The organism is Tistrella sp., from assembly GCF_002684955.1.
In the GTDB taxonomy this organism is placed as follows: Bacteria; Pseudomonadota; Alphaproteobacteria; order Tistrellales; family Tistrellaceae; genus Tistrella; species Tistrella mobilis.
In genome coordinates this window covers 247149-262311 of record NZ_NYWI01000086.1, presented here as the reverse complement: position 1 = coordinate 262311, position 15163 = coordinate 247149, and the positions used below count along the sequence as shown (strand labels likewise).

The following is a 15163-nucleotide window of genomic DNA, read 5'->3' as shown; positions in this document are numbered from 1 at the left end:
CGTGCCGATGGCTGTCGTCGCGGCCGCGTTTCGGTTATGTTCCAGTGAACCCGGAACCCCGCGTCCAGACCAAGAGAGCCGGCCCCTCCGATGTCCGATCCGTTCAGCCTGCCGGAAGCCTCGGTGCCGCAGCATCCTGCGCGCGGTGCCGGTGCGTCCCATGCCCATGCCTATCTCGACGGGCTGAATGCCGAGCAGCGGGCCGCGGTGGAGGCGCTGGACGGGCCGGTTCTGGTGCTGGCCGGCGCCGGCACCGGCAAGACCCGGGTGCTGACCACAAGGCTGGCGCATCTGGTGGATACCGGCCGCGCCCGGCCCTGGCAGATTCTGGCGGTCACCTTCACCAACAAGGCCGCGCGCGAAATGCGCGAGCGGGTGGGGCGGCTGATCGGCGCGGAAGAAAGCGGGCTCTGGTTCGGCACCTTCCATTCGCTGTGTGCCCGCATTCTGCGCCGGCATGCCGAGCTGGTCGGGCTTACCTCCACCTTCACCATTCTGGACACCGATGATCAGGTGCGGCTGGCGAAGCAGGTGATCCAGGCGGCCGGCGTCGACGAGAAGCGCTGGCCGCCCAAGGTGCTGGTCGGCGCCATCCAGCGCTGGAAGGACAAGGGCTGGCAGCCGGGCCAGGTGCCGGGGGCCGAGGCGCACGAACTGGCCCGCGGCCGCGGCGCCGATCTCTACGCCGCCTATCAGAAACGGCTGAAAGAGCTGAACGCCGCCGATTTCGGCGATCTGCTGATGGAATGCATCCGGCTGTTCCGCGAACATCCCGACGTGCTGGCCGACTGGCAGCGCCGCTTTCGCTACATCCTGGTCGACGAGTATCAGGACACCAACGTCGCCCAGTATCTGTGGCTGCGCCTGCTGGCCCAGGCCCATCACAACATCTGCTGCGTGGGTGATGACGACCAGTCGATCTATTCCTGGCGCGGTGCCGAGGTCGGCAACATCCTGCGCTTCGAAAAGGATTTCCCCGAGGCGACGGTGATCCGGCTGGAGCGCAATTACCGCTCCACCGGCCATATCCTGGCCGCCGCCGGCGCCGTGATCGCCAACAATGAAGAGCGGCTGGGCAAGACGCTCTGGACCGATGATGGTGAGGGCGAGAAGGTCCGGGTGCAGGGCTGCTGGGATGGCGACGAGGAAGCCCGCTTCGTCTCGGACGTGATCGAGCATCTGCGTGCCCAGGGCATGTCGCTTTCCGACATGGCGGTGCTGGTCCGCGCCGGCCATCAGACCCGCGCTTTCGAAGACCGCTTCGTGACCATCGGCCTGCCCTATCGGGTGGTGGGGGGCCTGCGCTTCTTCGAGCGGGCGGAGGTGCGCGACGCGCTCGCCTATATGCGCCTGACCATCACGCCTGCCGACGATCTGGCGTTTGAGCGGGTGGTGAACGTGCCGAAGCGCGGGCTGGGCGATACCTCGGTTCAGGCCGTGGCGGTGGCGGCACGGGCGGCCGGGCTGCCGATGCTGGTGGCGGCGGCCGATCCGGTGGTGGTGGGCGGGCTGCGGCCCAAGGCGCGCGCGGCACTGGCCGATTTCACCCGCATGATCGCCGGCTGGCGCGAGGCGCTGTCGCACGAGCCCCATGGCGAGGTGGTCCGGCAGATGCTGGATGAAAGCGGCCTGACCGGCATGTGGCAGACCGAGAAGACGCCCGAGGCCCAGGGCCGGCTCGACAACCTGAAGGAGCTGGTGCGCACGGTCGAGGAATTCGACAGCCTGCCGGCCTTCCTGGAACATGTCTCGCTGGTGATGGACACCGATACCCGCGCCGGCGAGGACATGGTCAGCATCATGACCCTGCACGGCGCCAAGGGCCTGGAATTCGACACCGTCTTTCTGCCGGGCTGGGAGGAGGGCGTCTTCCCCCATGAACGCGCGCTGGAGGAAAGCGGCCGCGACGGGCTGGAAGAGGAACGCCGGCTGGCCTATGTGGGCATCACCCGCGCCCGCCGCCGGGCGGTGATCAGCTTCGCGGCCAACCGCCGGGTCTACAACCAATGGCTGTCGGCCGTGCCGTCACGCTTCGTGGAAGAGTTGCCGGCGGAGCATGTCGAACTCTCGGGCCAGACCGGGGTCTATGGCGGCAACCGCGCCGCCGGCTGGCAGCCGGCCGGGCGGCGTGCCGACCCTTACGCCCAGACCAGCCCCTATGCCCAGACCGAAGTCTATGACCGCGCGACCCGGCTGGCCGACGACGTCACCACCCGGACCATCGACGGCACGGCGGTCAGGGTGGAACGGGGCGGCATGTCGGTGGCGCCCCGGCGCCCCGGTCCCGCCAGCGGCCGCACCCCGGGACAGGCGGCCGCGGCGGCCAGGGCCGCCGATACCTCGTCCTTCAAGATCGGCATGCGGGTGTCGCATGCCAAATATGGCACCGGCTTCATCGAACGCATCGAAGGCGACAAGCTGCAGGTGGTGTTCGACGGGGTCGGCCGGAAGAAAGTGATCGATCGCTTTGTCGAGCCCGTCTGATCCCGCCCGCCTGGTCTGGCGGCTGACCCTGGAGGTTCCGGGTCTGGAGCATGTGTCCGCGGTCGAGACCGCGCTGGAGCCCTTCGTCGAAAGCCTCACCAGTTTCGAGGTGATCGAGGACGGTTTGTGGTGGCGTGTCACCGGCTATGCCCGCGGCCCCCGGCCCGACATGGCCGAAATCGGCACCCGCATCTCGTTGACCGCGGCCGCCGAAGGCATCGCGCTCGAAACGCCCGTGCTCGACCAGATCGAGGATCGCGACTGGGCGAGCGACGTGCTGAAAAGCTTCGTGCCCATCCATGCCGGGCGGTTCGTGGTTCATGGCAGCCATCTGGACGCGGCCGAGGTGGTTCGCCCGGGGGCGATCGGCATCGTGGTCGATGCCGGCCAGGCCTTCGGTTCGGGCGAGCACGGCACCACCCGCGGCTGCCTGACCATGATCGATCACCTGGCCCGGCGCGGCAAGCCGGTCGGCCGGGTTCTGGACATGGGCTGCGGCACGGGCGTGCTCGCCATCGCCGCGGCGCAGCGCTTCAACCCGCGCCGGCTGCGCCGCCGGGTGCTGGCGGTCGACAATGATCCGCGCTCGGTTGCGGTGACGGCCGAGAACATCCACATCAACCATGTTCGCGACCGGGTGATCCCGCTGATCTCGGAAGGCTTCCGCCGGCCCGAGGTCATGGCCCACGGCCCCTACGACCTGATCCTCGCCAATATCCTGGCCCGGCCGCTGGCGCGGATGGCGCCGGTGGTGGTGCGGCATCTGGCGCCGGGCGGCCGGCTGGTGCTGTCGGGGTTGACCCCCCGCCAGGACAGCTGGGTGCTGAACGCCTATCGCCGTCGCGGCCTGGTGCTGGACAAGCGCCTGGTGCTCGACGGCTGGACCACGCTGATGATGCGGCGGGCGCCCCGCCGTCAGGACTGAACCGCCCTTACCTCCTGATGAGGCCTGACCCGATGACCGCTTCCACCCCGGACGGAACCGCTGCCCCGATCTCTGCGTCGCAGGACGGCGACGCGCTTGCCCGGCGGCTTGCCGCCCGGGGCGCACGGGTGGAGGCGGCCGGGCTCGATGCCCTGCTGGCCGGCATCGATGCCGCGGCATCGCCCGCCGGCGACCTGCGCTGGGTGGATCTGGTTCTGGGCCGCGGCCCGCATGATCCGGACCTGGTCGCGGCGCTGGTCGCCCGCCGGGCCGAGGTTGCGGCCCGGCTGGAAGACGGGCTCTGGGACGAGGCGCCGGACACGGCCGGCCGGGTGGCGCGGCTGCGGCTGCGGCTGGAAGCGGCGGGGGTCGACGGCTTCATCGTGCCGCGCGCCGACGAGCATCAGGGCGAATACGTGCCGCGCGCGGCCGAGCGGCTGGCCTGGATCACCGGTTTCCACGGCTCGGCCGGGACCGCGGTCATCCTGAAGGACCGGGCCGCCATCTTCGTCGACGGCCGCTACACCATCCAGGCCGAACAGGAGGTCGACGGGCAGGTGTTCGAGCGCTGCCATGTGGTGGAGCGCACGCCGATCGCCTGGATCGCCGAGACCGCCGGGCGCGGTGCGCGGATCGGCTATGATCCGCGCCTGCACACCCCGGCCGAGATTTCGCGCTGGCAGCGCGTGCTGGCGCGTGCGGGCGTCGAGCTTGCGGCGCTGGAAGGCAACCCGCTGGATGCCATCTGGAACGGCCGCGCCGCCATGCCGCTCGCCCCCGTGGTGCCCCATGACGAGGCCTTTGCGGGCGAGAGCGTGGCCGCCAAGCGCAGGCGCATCGGCGAGGCGATCGCCGCCGCCGGCGCCGATGCCTATCTGATCACCATGCCCGAGGAACTGACCTGGCTGCTCAACATCCGCGGCGCCGACGTGCCGTGCACGCCGCTGCCGCTGGGCTTCGGCTTGATCGCCAGCGACGGCGAGGCGCAGATCTTCATCGACCGCCGCAAGCTGACGCCCGAGGTGATCGACCATCTGGCGGGCGAGGCGCGGGTGGCCGGCGTCGAGGCGCTGGGGGCGGCGCTCGACGACTGCGCCGGTCGCCGGGTGCTGATCGACCCCACCACCGCCAATGTCTGGGCCGATCACCGGCTGAAGCAGGCGGGGGCCACGGTGGTGGAGGGCAACTCGCCGGTCTCGCTGCCCAAGGCGCGCAAGAATGCGGTAGAGCTGGCGGGCACGCGGGCGGCGCATCTGCGCGATGCCGGCGCGCTGGTCACTTTCCTGGCCTGGATCGCGGCCGAGGCGCCCAAGGGCCATCTGACCGAGCTTGACGCCGCGGCCGAACTCGGCCGGTTGCGCGCCGGGCTCGATCACTACCGGGGCATGAGTTTCGAGACCATTTCGGCCTCGGGGCCCCATGCCGCCATGGCCCATTACCGGGTGAATGAGCGCAGCAACCGGCGGCTGGAGCCGGGGCAGATCTATCTGGTCGACAGCGGCGGCCAGTATCTGGACGGCACCACCGACGTCACCCGCACCGTGGCGGTGGGCGATCTGCCGGCAGAGGTGGCGGAGGCCTTCACCAGGGTGCTGAAGGGCCATATCGCGGTGGCGGTGGCGCGTTTCCCGGCCGGCACCACCGGTGCCCAGCTCGACGTGCTGGCCCGGCGCGATCTCTGGGCGGCGGGGCTGGATTTCGATCACGGCACCGGCCATGGCGTCGGCAGTTATCTGTCGGTGCATGAAGGCCCGCAGCGGATTTCCAAACTGTCGACCCAGCCGCTGGAGCCGGGGATGATCCTGTCCGACGAGCCCGGCTATTACGAGCCCGGCCGCTACGGCATCCGGATCGAAAACCTGCTGGTGGTGCGGGACGAGGGCACCGGCTTCGCCGGCCGGCGCTTCCTGGGCTTCGAGACCCTGACGCTGGCCCCCATCGACCGCAGCCTGATCCGGGTGGACATGCTGACCGCCGATGAAATCGCCTGGGTCGATGCCTATCACGCGCGGGTGCTGGCCGAGGTCTCGCCCCTGGTCGACGACGGCGTCAGGGGCTGGCTTGCCCGGGTGACCCGGCCGCTCGCCGCCGGCTGATCCGGCGGCGGTCGGCTGGTCCCGGATCAGCGCCCGGCCCTGATCAACGCCCGGCCCTGATCAACGCCCGGCCCCGATCAACGCCCGGCCCCGATCAACGCTTTGGCGTCTTGTCCGGGTCGTCGAAGGACAGCCGCTTGCGGTCCAGCTCGCGCTCGGCACGGCTCCGCTCCGCATCGCGCAGATCGCGCTGAGGGCGGCTCTGCCCGAAACGGGCGCGGTTCTCGGCCGCCCGGGCTTCCTTGGCCGCGCGCTCGCGCTGCTTGCGCACGGCATTGAGGTTGATGACGTCACCCATGGCCGACGTCTCCTCCGGCAGGTCTGCCGCGGACATCGCCGGTCACGGGCAGAGTTGCCCATGGGCGCGGCCCCGGCTAGGGTCAATGACGCCGCAAGGGCGGCGCTGCCGGCAGGGGCCGGCGGGAAGAGAATCTAGGGCGCGGACCGCCATCCTGCGAGGGGCATTCTGAGGGGGATGTCCGGCAGGAATGCGGCCGCAGGCCCGACCGGACCGCCGGAAAGGCCGGCCGGAACGCCAGAGGGAACGGAGAGGCGATGTCGTTCGCCCGTATCGCGATCACGACCGGTGTGATCGTCGTGGCCGGATTGGCCGCGGCGGGGGTTGCCGGTGCCGTCTGGCTGCCGGGCCGGGATCTGCGCGAGGTCTCGCCGGCCACGGCCCAGAGCGTCGTCGGCCGGCTGGCCGATGCCACCGGCGCCCGGGTATCGGTGGCCGGGCCGATCACGCTCCGGCTTTTCCCCATGCCGGAACTGGGCCTCGACGAGGTGCTGATCGGCGACGATCCGCAAACCGCCTTTGCCACCGATCATCTCTCGATGGGGCTGGGCTTCGGCGATCTTCTGGGCGGCGGGCTCAGCCCCCGACGGGTGGTGCTCGACGGGCCGCGCCTCGCCCTCGAAGAAGGGCCCGAAGCGGGGGCAAAACCGACGACGGCGGCGGCGTCCGCCGCTGCCTTTCTGATTGCGGGCGCGCCCGACCTCACCATTCGCAACGGCATTCTGGATCTCGGCCTCGGCGGCGGGCGGCGGGTGCTGCTCGACGGGGTGGAGGCGGAAAGCCAGGCGCTCACCGGGGGCGGGCGGGAACTCGCCGGGCGGATGTCGGCGGGCGGCGTGCCCATCCTGCTGGAGATGCGTCTGGGTGCGGCCGATCGCGAGGGCGTGCGCGCCGTCGCCGGCCGCGCCACGCTCACCGCCGGCGGTGCCGCGGTCACCTATGACGGCCGGATCCTCCCCGGCGGTTTCGATGGCAGCATCGATCTCAGGGCCGGGGATGCCGGCGTGCTGGCCGGGCTGGTTTCCGACGTGTCGGGTGCCACCACCCCGCCGCCGGTGCCCTTCGGCCTGCCGCTGCGTCTGACCGGCGCGCTCAAGGTCGATCAGGCCGGCGCCCGGCTGACCCGCGCGGAGATGAGCCTGGGCGACAGCCGGGCCGAGGGAGAGCTTGCCTGGGCGCCCGACGGCATGGCCGGCGGCGTCACCGCCCGCATCGATCTGGGCCGCTTCGATGCCGGCCCCTGGATCGAGGCCGCCTCGGCCCCCGGGGCCGCGGCGGCCCTGCTCGGCGCGCTGCCGGCCAGCCTGGACCTTTCGGCTGCCTCTGTCGCAACCGGGATGGCGGCCATGCCGGCGCTCTCCGATCTCGCCGTCACGCTGAAGCGTGATCCGCGCACCGGCGGCGATGTGCTGATGCCGGCCTTCTCTGTCGAAAGCCCGGCCGGCGCCACCCGGCTGGATGCCGAGGGGCGCGTGGGCCAGCGGGCCGGCGGGCTCGGCTTCGACGGTATCATGACGCTCGAAGCCCGCTCGGTCTCGGGCCTGATCGCGGCCTTCAACGGCGGCGAGCAGCCGGCCGTGGCCCCGGGCCGGCTGGGCCGGCTCGCGCTCAGGGCCACGGCGGCACTGGCCCCCGGCGGGCTGGGCCTCACCGATCTTTCGGGCACCTTCGACGGCGCCGAGGTATCGGGCGGGCTGTCGGCGGCCTGGGGCGGGCCCGATCAGGCCTGGCGCCTGGGCGGCCGGGTCGCCTTCGACCGGCTCAACCTCGATGCCTATCTGACCGGCCGCGACGCGGTGGCAGAGGCCGACCGCATCGCGCTCCGCGGCCTGCCGGCCCATGGCGGCGGCCGGCTGCGCCTGGAAGCGGGCGAGGCGGTGTGGCGCGGCGATGCCGTGCGCGATGTCCGCGTCGACGTCACCTTCGACGATCGCATGGCTGAAGGCGTGGTCCGCCACGCCGACCGCGCCGCCGCCACCACACCCTTCCTGCCCCGCGGCGCCTCCTGAGCCCCGACAGACAAAACGGCCGCAGCCGGTTTCCCGACTGCGGCCGTTTCGCTGGTATTTCAGCCCCTCGGCCTAAGCGGCCACTCGTGGCCTTGGCCGCCGCCTCAATGGCGGCCGGGTGCCGCTGAAACGACACCGGGGGGAGAGGCCAAAAACGCCACCTCAGATATCGCGCCACGCGACCGGGCGGCCGCCGGCGTCGTTCACCAGCTTGCCACCCTCGTCCTGGGCGGCGATGTAGCGGCCATGGCCGACATTCGAGCCGACATACAGGACCGGCTTCACCTTCTTGCCGTCGAAGGTCTTCTCAACCGCAGCAGCGCCGCGGTTCTTCGGGTTGTTCTTGCTGCCCATGGCACCATTTCCTCAAGGTACGGGCGCCCGCCTTGCGGCGTTCGCCACGCGGGCCGTGCCCGCTCTGACCGTATGCCCGGGACACGGCCACGCCCGCGGCGACCCCTTCCCGGCGGGGAAGAGGGCGGCAGGCGAGAACGGACCGGAACCGGTCGGGATACGGGCTCCCGCCGCCTGCTGACGGCGCGGCCCTGCTGTAACCCGCGATTTGTGCGTCAAACCGGGCCGAAGGTCAAGTGTCGAGCCCGGCATTGTCTGCATGGGTCGCGCCGTTGATCTTCAGCCATGCGATGGCTCCGGCCGGCGCCGGCCGTCAGCGCTGGACAGGGGCATGGCCAGAGTGTCCAATGGTGGCATTGCCGCAACGCGGTGCGAGACGAAAATGTCGCAGTCGCCAGCCAAACCGCCGGCCCCCTTGCCGCGGGCCACGGATGGTGCGACGAATGGCGGCCCGGGGAGCCGGGGCGCATCCAGAAAAGCCGGAGGGTCGGACCGTGGTCCGGGCCGGCAGGGGCCGATCGACGGGATGGACCTTCGCATGACACGGGCAGGCAGCAGACGGGCGGGAGCGGTGGTTTTCGCGGCCATGGCGACGCTGTTGCTGGCGGCCTGCGCCAGCCCGGGCACCGGGCCGGCCCCGGATGTCCAGGTCGGCCGTACCTTCACCGGCAACTATCTGGCCGGGCGCTATGCCCAGACCCGTGACGATTTCACCGCCGCGGCCGCCTTCTATCGTGCAGCGCTCGATCAGGCGCCGCAGGACCCGGAATTGCTGCGCCGCGCCATGCTGCTGACGGCGGGCGAGGGCAACATCCCCCAGGCGCTGGATTATGCAAAGCGCGTGCGCGCGCTGGAGCCGGCCGCCCCGTTCGCCGATCTGCTGCTGATCCTGGACCGCATCCAGGCGGGAGAGCTGATCGAGGCCGAGCGCATGGCCGACCGCATGGATCGCGGCGGCGTCAACGCGCTGCTCGCCCCCGTGGTCGATGCCTGGGTGCGTTTCGGCCGCGGCCGTTCGGGAGAGGCGGTCACCGCACTCGACCGGCTGGCCGGCACGCCGGCTTTCGCCACCTACCGCTATTACTATGCTGCACTGATCCACGATCTGGCCGGCCAGGATGCAGGCGCGCGGGCCAATTACGAGGTGGCGCTGTCTAGCGGCGGGCCGACGCCCGTGCGGCTGATCCAGTCCTATGCCTCGTATCTCGTCCGCACCGGCAACCGCGACCAGGCGGCCGATCTCTATCGCCAGCTTCTGCGCGATGCGCCCGAGAGCACGACGCTGCGCCAGGCGCTGGCGCGGATCGAGGCGGGCGAGGAACTGCCGCGGCTGGTGCCCGACTACAAGGCCGGCATCGCCGAGGCGCTTTATGGCGTCGCCGGCCTGCTGCTGCGCGATCAGGTGCTGGGGGCCGCCCTGTTCTACGGCCGGCTCGCTTTGTTCATGCGCCCCGATTTCGCCGATGCCCGCTATCTGGTGGGCGAGGTTTACGAGCGGGCCGGCGATCACCGCTCGGCGCTCGATGCCTTCCGCAAGATCGACGATGGCGGTGCCGTGGCCGAGGCGGCGGCGATCCGCATCGCCGACAATCTCGCAGCCTCGGGCGATATCGACGGGGCCGAGGCGCTGCTGGAAGAGCGGGTCGCCGCCGGCCAGAAGGATGCGGCGATCAGCCTGGCCGAACTCTATCGCCGGCAGGAACGCTGGGACGATGCCGCCCGCGCCTATAGCAGCGCGCTCGCCGCCCTGGTCGATCCCGGCCCCGAACACTGGGATCTGTTCTATGCCCGCGGCGTCGCCTTTGAGCGCGCCGGCCGCTGGCCCGAGGCCGAGTCCGATTTCCTGAAGGCGCTGCAGCTGTCGCCCGATCAGCCGCTGGTGCTGAATTATCTGGGCTATTCCTGGGTCGAGAAGGGCATGCACCTGGACCGGGCCCGGGCGATGCTGGAAAAGGCGGTGACGCTGCGTCCGCGCGACGGTTTCATCGTCGACAGCCTGGGCTGGGCGCTGTTCCAGATGGGCGATTACGCAGGTGCCGTCGCCCGGCTGGAGCAGGCGGTGTTGCTGCAGCCCAACGACCCCACGATCAACGATCATCTGGGCGATGCCTATTGGCGGGTCGGGCGCGAGCGCGAGGCCCGCTTCCAGTGGAGCCATGCCCTGGTCTTCGACCCCGAGCCGAAACAGGCCGAGATCATCCGCGACAAGCTGGCCCGTGGCCTGCCGCCGGCGCCTGCGGGCAGCGTGATCCCCGTCGCGGCTCCCGCCCCCAAGTGACCGCCCCTCCCCAACTGATGCTCTCCACCCTGGCGCCTGCCAAGATCAACCTGCACCTGCACGTCACCGGCCGGCGGGATGACGGCTATCACCTGCTCGACAGCCTGGTGGTCTTCGCCGGGGCGGGAGACAGGGTGGCGGTCGATCCGCGTCCGGCGCCTGCGGGAACGCCCACCGGTTTCGACCTCGAAGGCCCCTTCGCCGCGGCACTCGGCGACACGGCGCCGGCCGACAATCTCGCCATGCGCGCCGCCACGGGGCTCGCCGCCCGGCTCGGCCGGCCGCTGCCGGCCCGGATCCGGCTCGACAAGCATCTGCCGATCGCAAGCGGCATCGGCGGCGGCTCCAGCGATGCCGCAGCCGTGCTGCGCCTGCTGGGCCATGCCTGGGGCGCCGGGGCGGACGACCTTCAGGCCGTGGCCGAAGGCCTGGGGGCAGACGTACCGATGTGTGTCACCGCCACACCCTGCCGCGTGACCGGGGTGGGCGAGGTGGTCGCACCGCTCGACGCGCCGGCCGCGGCCGCCTTCGCAGGCCTGCACATCCTGCTGGTCAACCCGCTGGTGCCGCTGTCGACGCCGGCGGTGTTCCGCGCCCGCGCCGCCGCCGGCGCCGGCTTCACGCCCGCGGCCCGGCTGCCGGCCCCCGATACCGCCGATATCGGCGCATGGCTCGCGGCACTCGGGGCGGCCGGCAACGACCTTTCGGACGCCGCCCGCAGCCTGGTTCCCGAAATTCCCGAGGCAGAGGCGGCACTTGGCCGGCTGGCGGGGGCATGTTTCACGCGCATGTCCGGATCGGGCGCCACCTGCTTTGCGCTCTTCACCGAAGCCGCTGCCGCGGAAGCCGCCCAGAGCCTGATCTCGACAGCCCACCCCGGCTGGTGGACGGCCACCGGCCCGCTGCTCGCCGGCCTGCCCGAAATCCGTGAAACCCCCGCCCGATCCGGTTGAAAGCCGTCCGGGTCCGTACTATGTTGCAGCCCGCGCGATGGGGCGTGGCCAAGCGGTAAGGCAACGGGTTTTGGTCCCGTGATCCCAGGTTCGAATCCTGGCGCCCCAGCCATATCCGGTATCGGATCCTGGCCGCCTGCTGGCGCCGGCCACCCCGCTTGATCCTCCGCCACCCAATCCTCGACGCGCAGCCCCGCCACGCGCGCGAATTCCCGCGTGATGTCGGAACAGATATTGGTGTCGGGCATATAGACCGCAGGCATCAGCGCGTCCCGGTCTTGTCGTCCGGCAGATCGTCGTCGAGAGAAAAGCGTCCATCTTCGATCAGATCCGGACGCTCACGCAGGAGATCCTGGTCTCCCTCCGGTTCCTCGGCAAATGACAGCCAGTCCGGCCGCACGGTGCGTGGCATGAACGGGTCTCCGGGGTCACGACACAGGATAACTTATGCCTGGTATATGCCGATTTCCAGCGGGACCGCCGACCTGGGCCCCCCCCAATCCCGGCCATGTCATCCACCCCCGCCCTGATATAGACTGAGCCGATCTCCACCATCTGCGGGGCAGGGCGGCGCATGACCGCGGATGCGGCCGGACCGGCACGGAACACACCCATTCAGGCTCCCCCCATTCAGAGCACCGAGGCCGCCTATCGGCGGCTGGTGGATCTGATTTCCGATGTGCTGGAAGGCCGCGGCGGGCTCGACCGGCTGTCGATGATGATGGGCGACGTGCCGGCGATCTTCGAGGCGATGGGCGCGGCCGGTTTCGCCGATGAAGGCGTGATGCTGGTGCTGGATCCCGCCGGGCGGGTGCTCAGCCGCAATGCCGCCGCCGCGCGGCGTCTGGCGCTGGAGGTGGGCGACGAGCTGGGTGCGGTGGTGCTGACGCCCGGCAGCCATGCCACCTTTCTTGAAACCGTGCGCCGCACGGGTGAGGCCGGGGCGCTGTTCGTGGCCGACATGCGCGAGCGTACCCTGCTGCTGGCCGGCATGGCACCGGAACGCGGCGGCGACATTCTGCTGGTCGAATGCCGGCGTGGCCAGGACACCGCGCTGGAGGCGCGGCTGACCGCGGTTTTCGGGCTGATCCCGTCCGAGCTGCGGGTGCTGTTCGCGCTGATGGACGGCCGCGATATCGAGGCGATCGCCGCCGAGACCGGCCGCAAGCCGGCGACCATCCGCCAGCTGGTCAAGGCGGTGCTGGCCAAGATGGGCGTGCACAGCCAGACCCAGGCGGTGGCGCTCGCCTATTCGCTGATGCTGACGGCCGAACGGTTGAGCGACAGCGGCCCGCGCCTCCACGCCCCCTCGGCCGCGTCCCTGCTGGAGCCGACCGCCGATGGCCCCGTGCCCGTGCACCGTTTCGGCCGGCCGGGCGGGTTTCCGGTGCTGCTGCTGCACGGCGCGCTGTTCGGCATCGCCGCCCAGCCCGACATCCGCCATGCCGCCCACACCCTGGGGCTGGATGTGATCGCGCCGGTCCGCCCCGGCTATGGCGCGGCGCCGCTGGCCCCGGGGGCCGATCCCCTGAAGCTTTCCGCAGCACGGATCGACGCTATCCTGGATCGCCAGGGCATCACGCGCGCCGTGGTGGTGGCCCACGATATCGGTACCCGTTTCGCGATCGATTTTGCCCTGCGTCGCCCCGACCGGGTGGCGGGGATCGTGGCCGCCCCGGCCACCCCGCCGATGCGCGGCTGGGCCCAGACCTCCGACATGCCGCTGCGCCACCGGGTCAATGCCTGGGCCTCGCAGAAAATGCCGGCGCTGATGGACAAGATCGTCGGGCTCGGCATCACCCAGGTTGCGCGCAAGGGCGTGGATCTGATCCCCGGCCTGGTGTTCAGCGACTGCGATTTCGACCGCGACCTCTGGTCCGATCCGCGCTTCGCGCCCTCGCTGCAGGAGAGCTTCGCCCTGGTGTCGGGCCAGAAGGGGCTGGGCTTTCGCCACGACATGCGGCTGACCAATGAAGACTGGAGCGATCTGGCGCCACGCGTCCCCTGCGAGGTGCTGCTGCTGCATGGCGAGCGCAGCCAGACCGTGTCGCGCCAGGCCGTGAGCGATCTGGCCGGCCTGCTGCCCGCCGGCCGCTTCCAGCCGGTCGGCGATGCCGGCCACACCCTGCCGCTCAGCCATGGCGACATGGTGTTCCGCCAGGCGCTGCTGCTCGCCGGCCGGGCGGGCCTCTCCGAACGGTTGTGATTCTCCCCCAAACCGCCACCCCCTGCCATCTGCCATCCCCCTGCCATCTGCCATCCCCCTACCATGTGGTAGTGTGCCCTTTCCCCGATCATCGTTAATTTTCCGTCAACGGCCGCAGCAAGCCGGCCGGACCGGCACAACGGGCAGATCGGGAGCAGATGCGCATGAAGCCTGCCGCACGAACACGCGGCATGCATGCGGCCGCACTTGGCCTCATGCATGCGATGGCGATCGGGATGTGTACGATCGCACCAGTCGACCCGGCGGGGGCGGCGGATACAGCACCCCAGGGCCCGGCCACGATCGTGGTGATGGACGGCTCGGGCTCGATGTGGGGGCAGATCGACGGGCGGCCGAAGCTCGAGATCGCCCGCGAGACGGTGGCCGCGGTGCTGGAAGGCGTCGATCCCGCGCGCAGCCTGGGCCTGATCGCCTATGGCCATCGCCGCAAGGGCGATTGCGCCGACATCGAACTGCTGGTGCCCCCGGCCCCCGGCGCCGCCGGTGCCATCCGCCAGGCCGTGGACGGGGTGCGTTTCCTGGGCAAGACGCCGCTCTCCGCCGCCGTCCGCCAGGCGGCCGAGGCGCTGCGCTATACCGAGGACGCCGCCACGGTGGTGCTGGTCACCGACGGGCTTGAAACCTGCGCCGCCGACCCCTGCGCCCTGGGCGCCGAGCTGGAAGCGGCGGGTGTCGATTTCACCACCCATGTCATCGGCTTCGGCCTGACGAAGGAAGAAGGGGCGAGCGTCGCCTGCCTCGCCGACGCCACCGGCGGTCGTTATCTCGAAGCGTCCGACGCCGCGACGCTCGCGACCGCTCTGGCCGAGACGGTCGCCGCCGCACCTGCCCCCGAAACCCCGGCTCCCAAAACCCACTTCCCCGGCGCCGTGATGATGCCGGATATCGCGCTGGAGCCGACCGGCCAGACTTTCGGCCCGGATGCAGAGGCGCCGGCCGATCTGCCGTTCCCGCCCGAAGGCACCATCGCCTGGTGTGCGGCGAGCTGCGAGGGTGACAGGCTTTGCGCCGCCTGGCGCTACGAGCCCAAGGGCAGCTATTTCGTCCAGCATGCCCGCTGCTTCCGCTTCGCCTACGATGCCGAGATGGACATGCGGGACTATGATCCCTCCGAAGGCTGGGCCTCGGGCATGAAGCCCGATGCCGAGCTGCTGGTCCGGCCATACAAGCCGGCGGAGGAGGCTGTCTCCGAAGCGGTCCCTGTGGTGATCCGGATCGGTGAGGTCCATGCCGGCCTGCCGGTCGGCTGGTCGGCCGTGCCGCTGGACGGCCAGGCGGCCGAGGCGGGGGCAATGCCCGAGGCGATTATCGGCGACTGGCAGACCACGCCCGAACCCGGCGCCTGGCAGGTAGAGGGGGAGGCCCCGACCGGTGCCCGCTTCACGGGGCGCATCGATGTCGCGGCCACCGAGGCCGGCACCGCCCAGGTCTTCGATCTGCCGCAATTCCGGGGGCCGACGCTCGAAACCGACGGGATGGGCGAGGACGCAGCCGCCCCGGCGGGCGGGGAGGCTCCGCGATGATGGGCCTGCTGCAATG

The 15163-nt window shown here is 71.0% G+C and carries 11 protein-coding genes and 1 tRNA gene; 9 read left to right on the top strand and 3 right to left on the bottom strand.

Annotated features, from left to right (window positions below):
• Positions 1-90 precede the first annotated feature (90 nt).
• Genes CMO28_RS29335 through CMO28_RS29325 form a run of 3 tightly spaced genes read left to right on the top strand, consistent with a single transcriptional unit; the run spans position 91 to position 5505 of the window.
• Positions 91-2484 carry an ATP-dependent helicase gene (locus CMO28_RS29335; RefSeq protein WP_296721005.1) on the top strand — a complete coding sequence of 798 codons (2394 nt, stop codon included), beginning with the start codon at positions 91-93 and terminating at the stop codon, positions 2482-2484.
• Complete coding sequence (locus tag CMO28_RS29330; protein ID WP_296721002.1) at positions 2468-3409, top strand: 50S ribosomal protein L11 methyltransferase; 942 nt, start codon at positions 2468-2470, stop codon at positions 3407-3409. Before CMO28_RS29335 ends, CMO28_RS29330 begins: the two co-directional genes overlap by 17 nt.
• Positions 3410-3441: 32 nt before the next feature.
• Complete coding sequence (locus CMO28_RS29325; RefSeq protein WP_296721000.1) at positions 3442-5505, top strand: aminopeptidase P family protein; 2064 nt, start codon at positions 3442-3444, stop codon at positions 5503-5505.
• Positions 5506-5599: 94 nt separating this feature from the next.
• Here the strand turns inward: CMO28_RS29325 and CMO28_RS29320 are convergent, their stop codons facing one another.
• The gene (locus CMO28_RS29320) at positions 5600-5803 is read right to left on the bottom strand and encodes a DUF4169 family protein (RefSeq protein ID WP_296720998.1); all 204 of its coding nucleotides are present in this window, start codon (positions 5801-5803) and stop codon (positions 5600-5602) included.
• Between the two features lie 257 nt (positions 5804-6060).
• Here CMO28_RS29320 and CMO28_RS29315 point away from each other — a divergent pair, with 257 nt between their 5' ends.
• Positions 6061-7812, top strand: a complete 1752-nt coding sequence (locus CMO28_RS29315; RefSeq protein WP_296720997.1) for a hypothetical protein — start codon at positions 6061-6063, stop codon at positions 7810-7812.
• Positions 7813-7974: 162 nt separating this feature from the next.
• Here CMO28_RS29315 and CMO28_RS29310 read toward each other — a convergent pair whose 3' ends face one another.
• On the bottom strand, positions 7975-8166 hold the full coding sequence (locus CMO28_RS29310) for a hypothetical protein (RefSeq protein ID WP_014747779.1): 192 nt from the start codon (positions 8164-8166) through the stop codon (positions 7975-7977).
• A gap of 538 nt (positions 8167-8704) precedes the next feature.
• Between CMO28_RS29310 and CMO28_RS29305 the strand changes: the two genes are divergently transcribed.
• From CMO28_RS29305 to CMO28_RS29295, 3 genes are all read left to right on the top strand, one after another.
• Positions 8705-10444 (top strand): tetratricopeptide repeat protein, encoded by a 1740-nt coding sequence (locus CMO28_RS29305; protein WP_296720992.1) that lies wholly within the window; start codon positions 8705-8707, stop codon positions 10442-10444.
• Positions 10441-11397 carry a 4-(cytidine 5'-diphospho)-2-C-methyl-D-erythritol kinase gene (locus CMO28_RS29300; RefSeq protein ID WP_296720988.1) on the top strand — a complete coding sequence of 319 codons (957 nt, stop codon included), beginning with the start codon at positions 10441-10443 and terminating at the stop codon, positions 11395-11397. Before CMO28_RS29305 ends, CMO28_RS29300 begins: the two co-directional genes overlap by 4 nt.
• A gap of 38 nt (positions 11398-11435) precedes the next feature.
• Positions 11436-11509 (top strand) — tRNA-Gln (locus CMO28_RS29295).
• Positions 11510-11659: 150 nt separating this feature from the next.
• Here the strand turns inward: CMO28_RS29295 and CMO28_RS29290 are convergent.
• A complete protein-coding gene (locus CMO28_RS29290) occupies positions 11660-11809 on the bottom strand; it encodes an AbrB family transcriptional regulator (protein WP_296720985.1) in 150 nt (49 codons plus the stop codon).
• Positions 11810-11971: 162 nt separating this feature from the next.
• Between CMO28_RS29290 and CMO28_RS29285 the strand changes: the two genes are divergently transcribed.
• Positions 11972-13603: an alpha/beta fold hydrolase gene (locus CMO28_RS29285; protein WP_296720978.1), complete on the top strand. Its 1632-nt coding sequence runs from the start codon at positions 11972-11974 to the stop codon at positions 13601-13603.
• A gap of 164 nt (positions 13604-13767) precedes the next feature.
• The gene (locus CMO28_RS29280; RefSeq protein WP_322111431.1) at positions 13768-15147 is read left to right on the top strand and encodes a VWA domain-containing protein; all 1380 of its coding nucleotides are present in this window, start codon (positions 13768-13770) and stop codon (positions 15145-15147) included.
• Positions 15148-15163 lie beyond the last annotated feature (16 nt).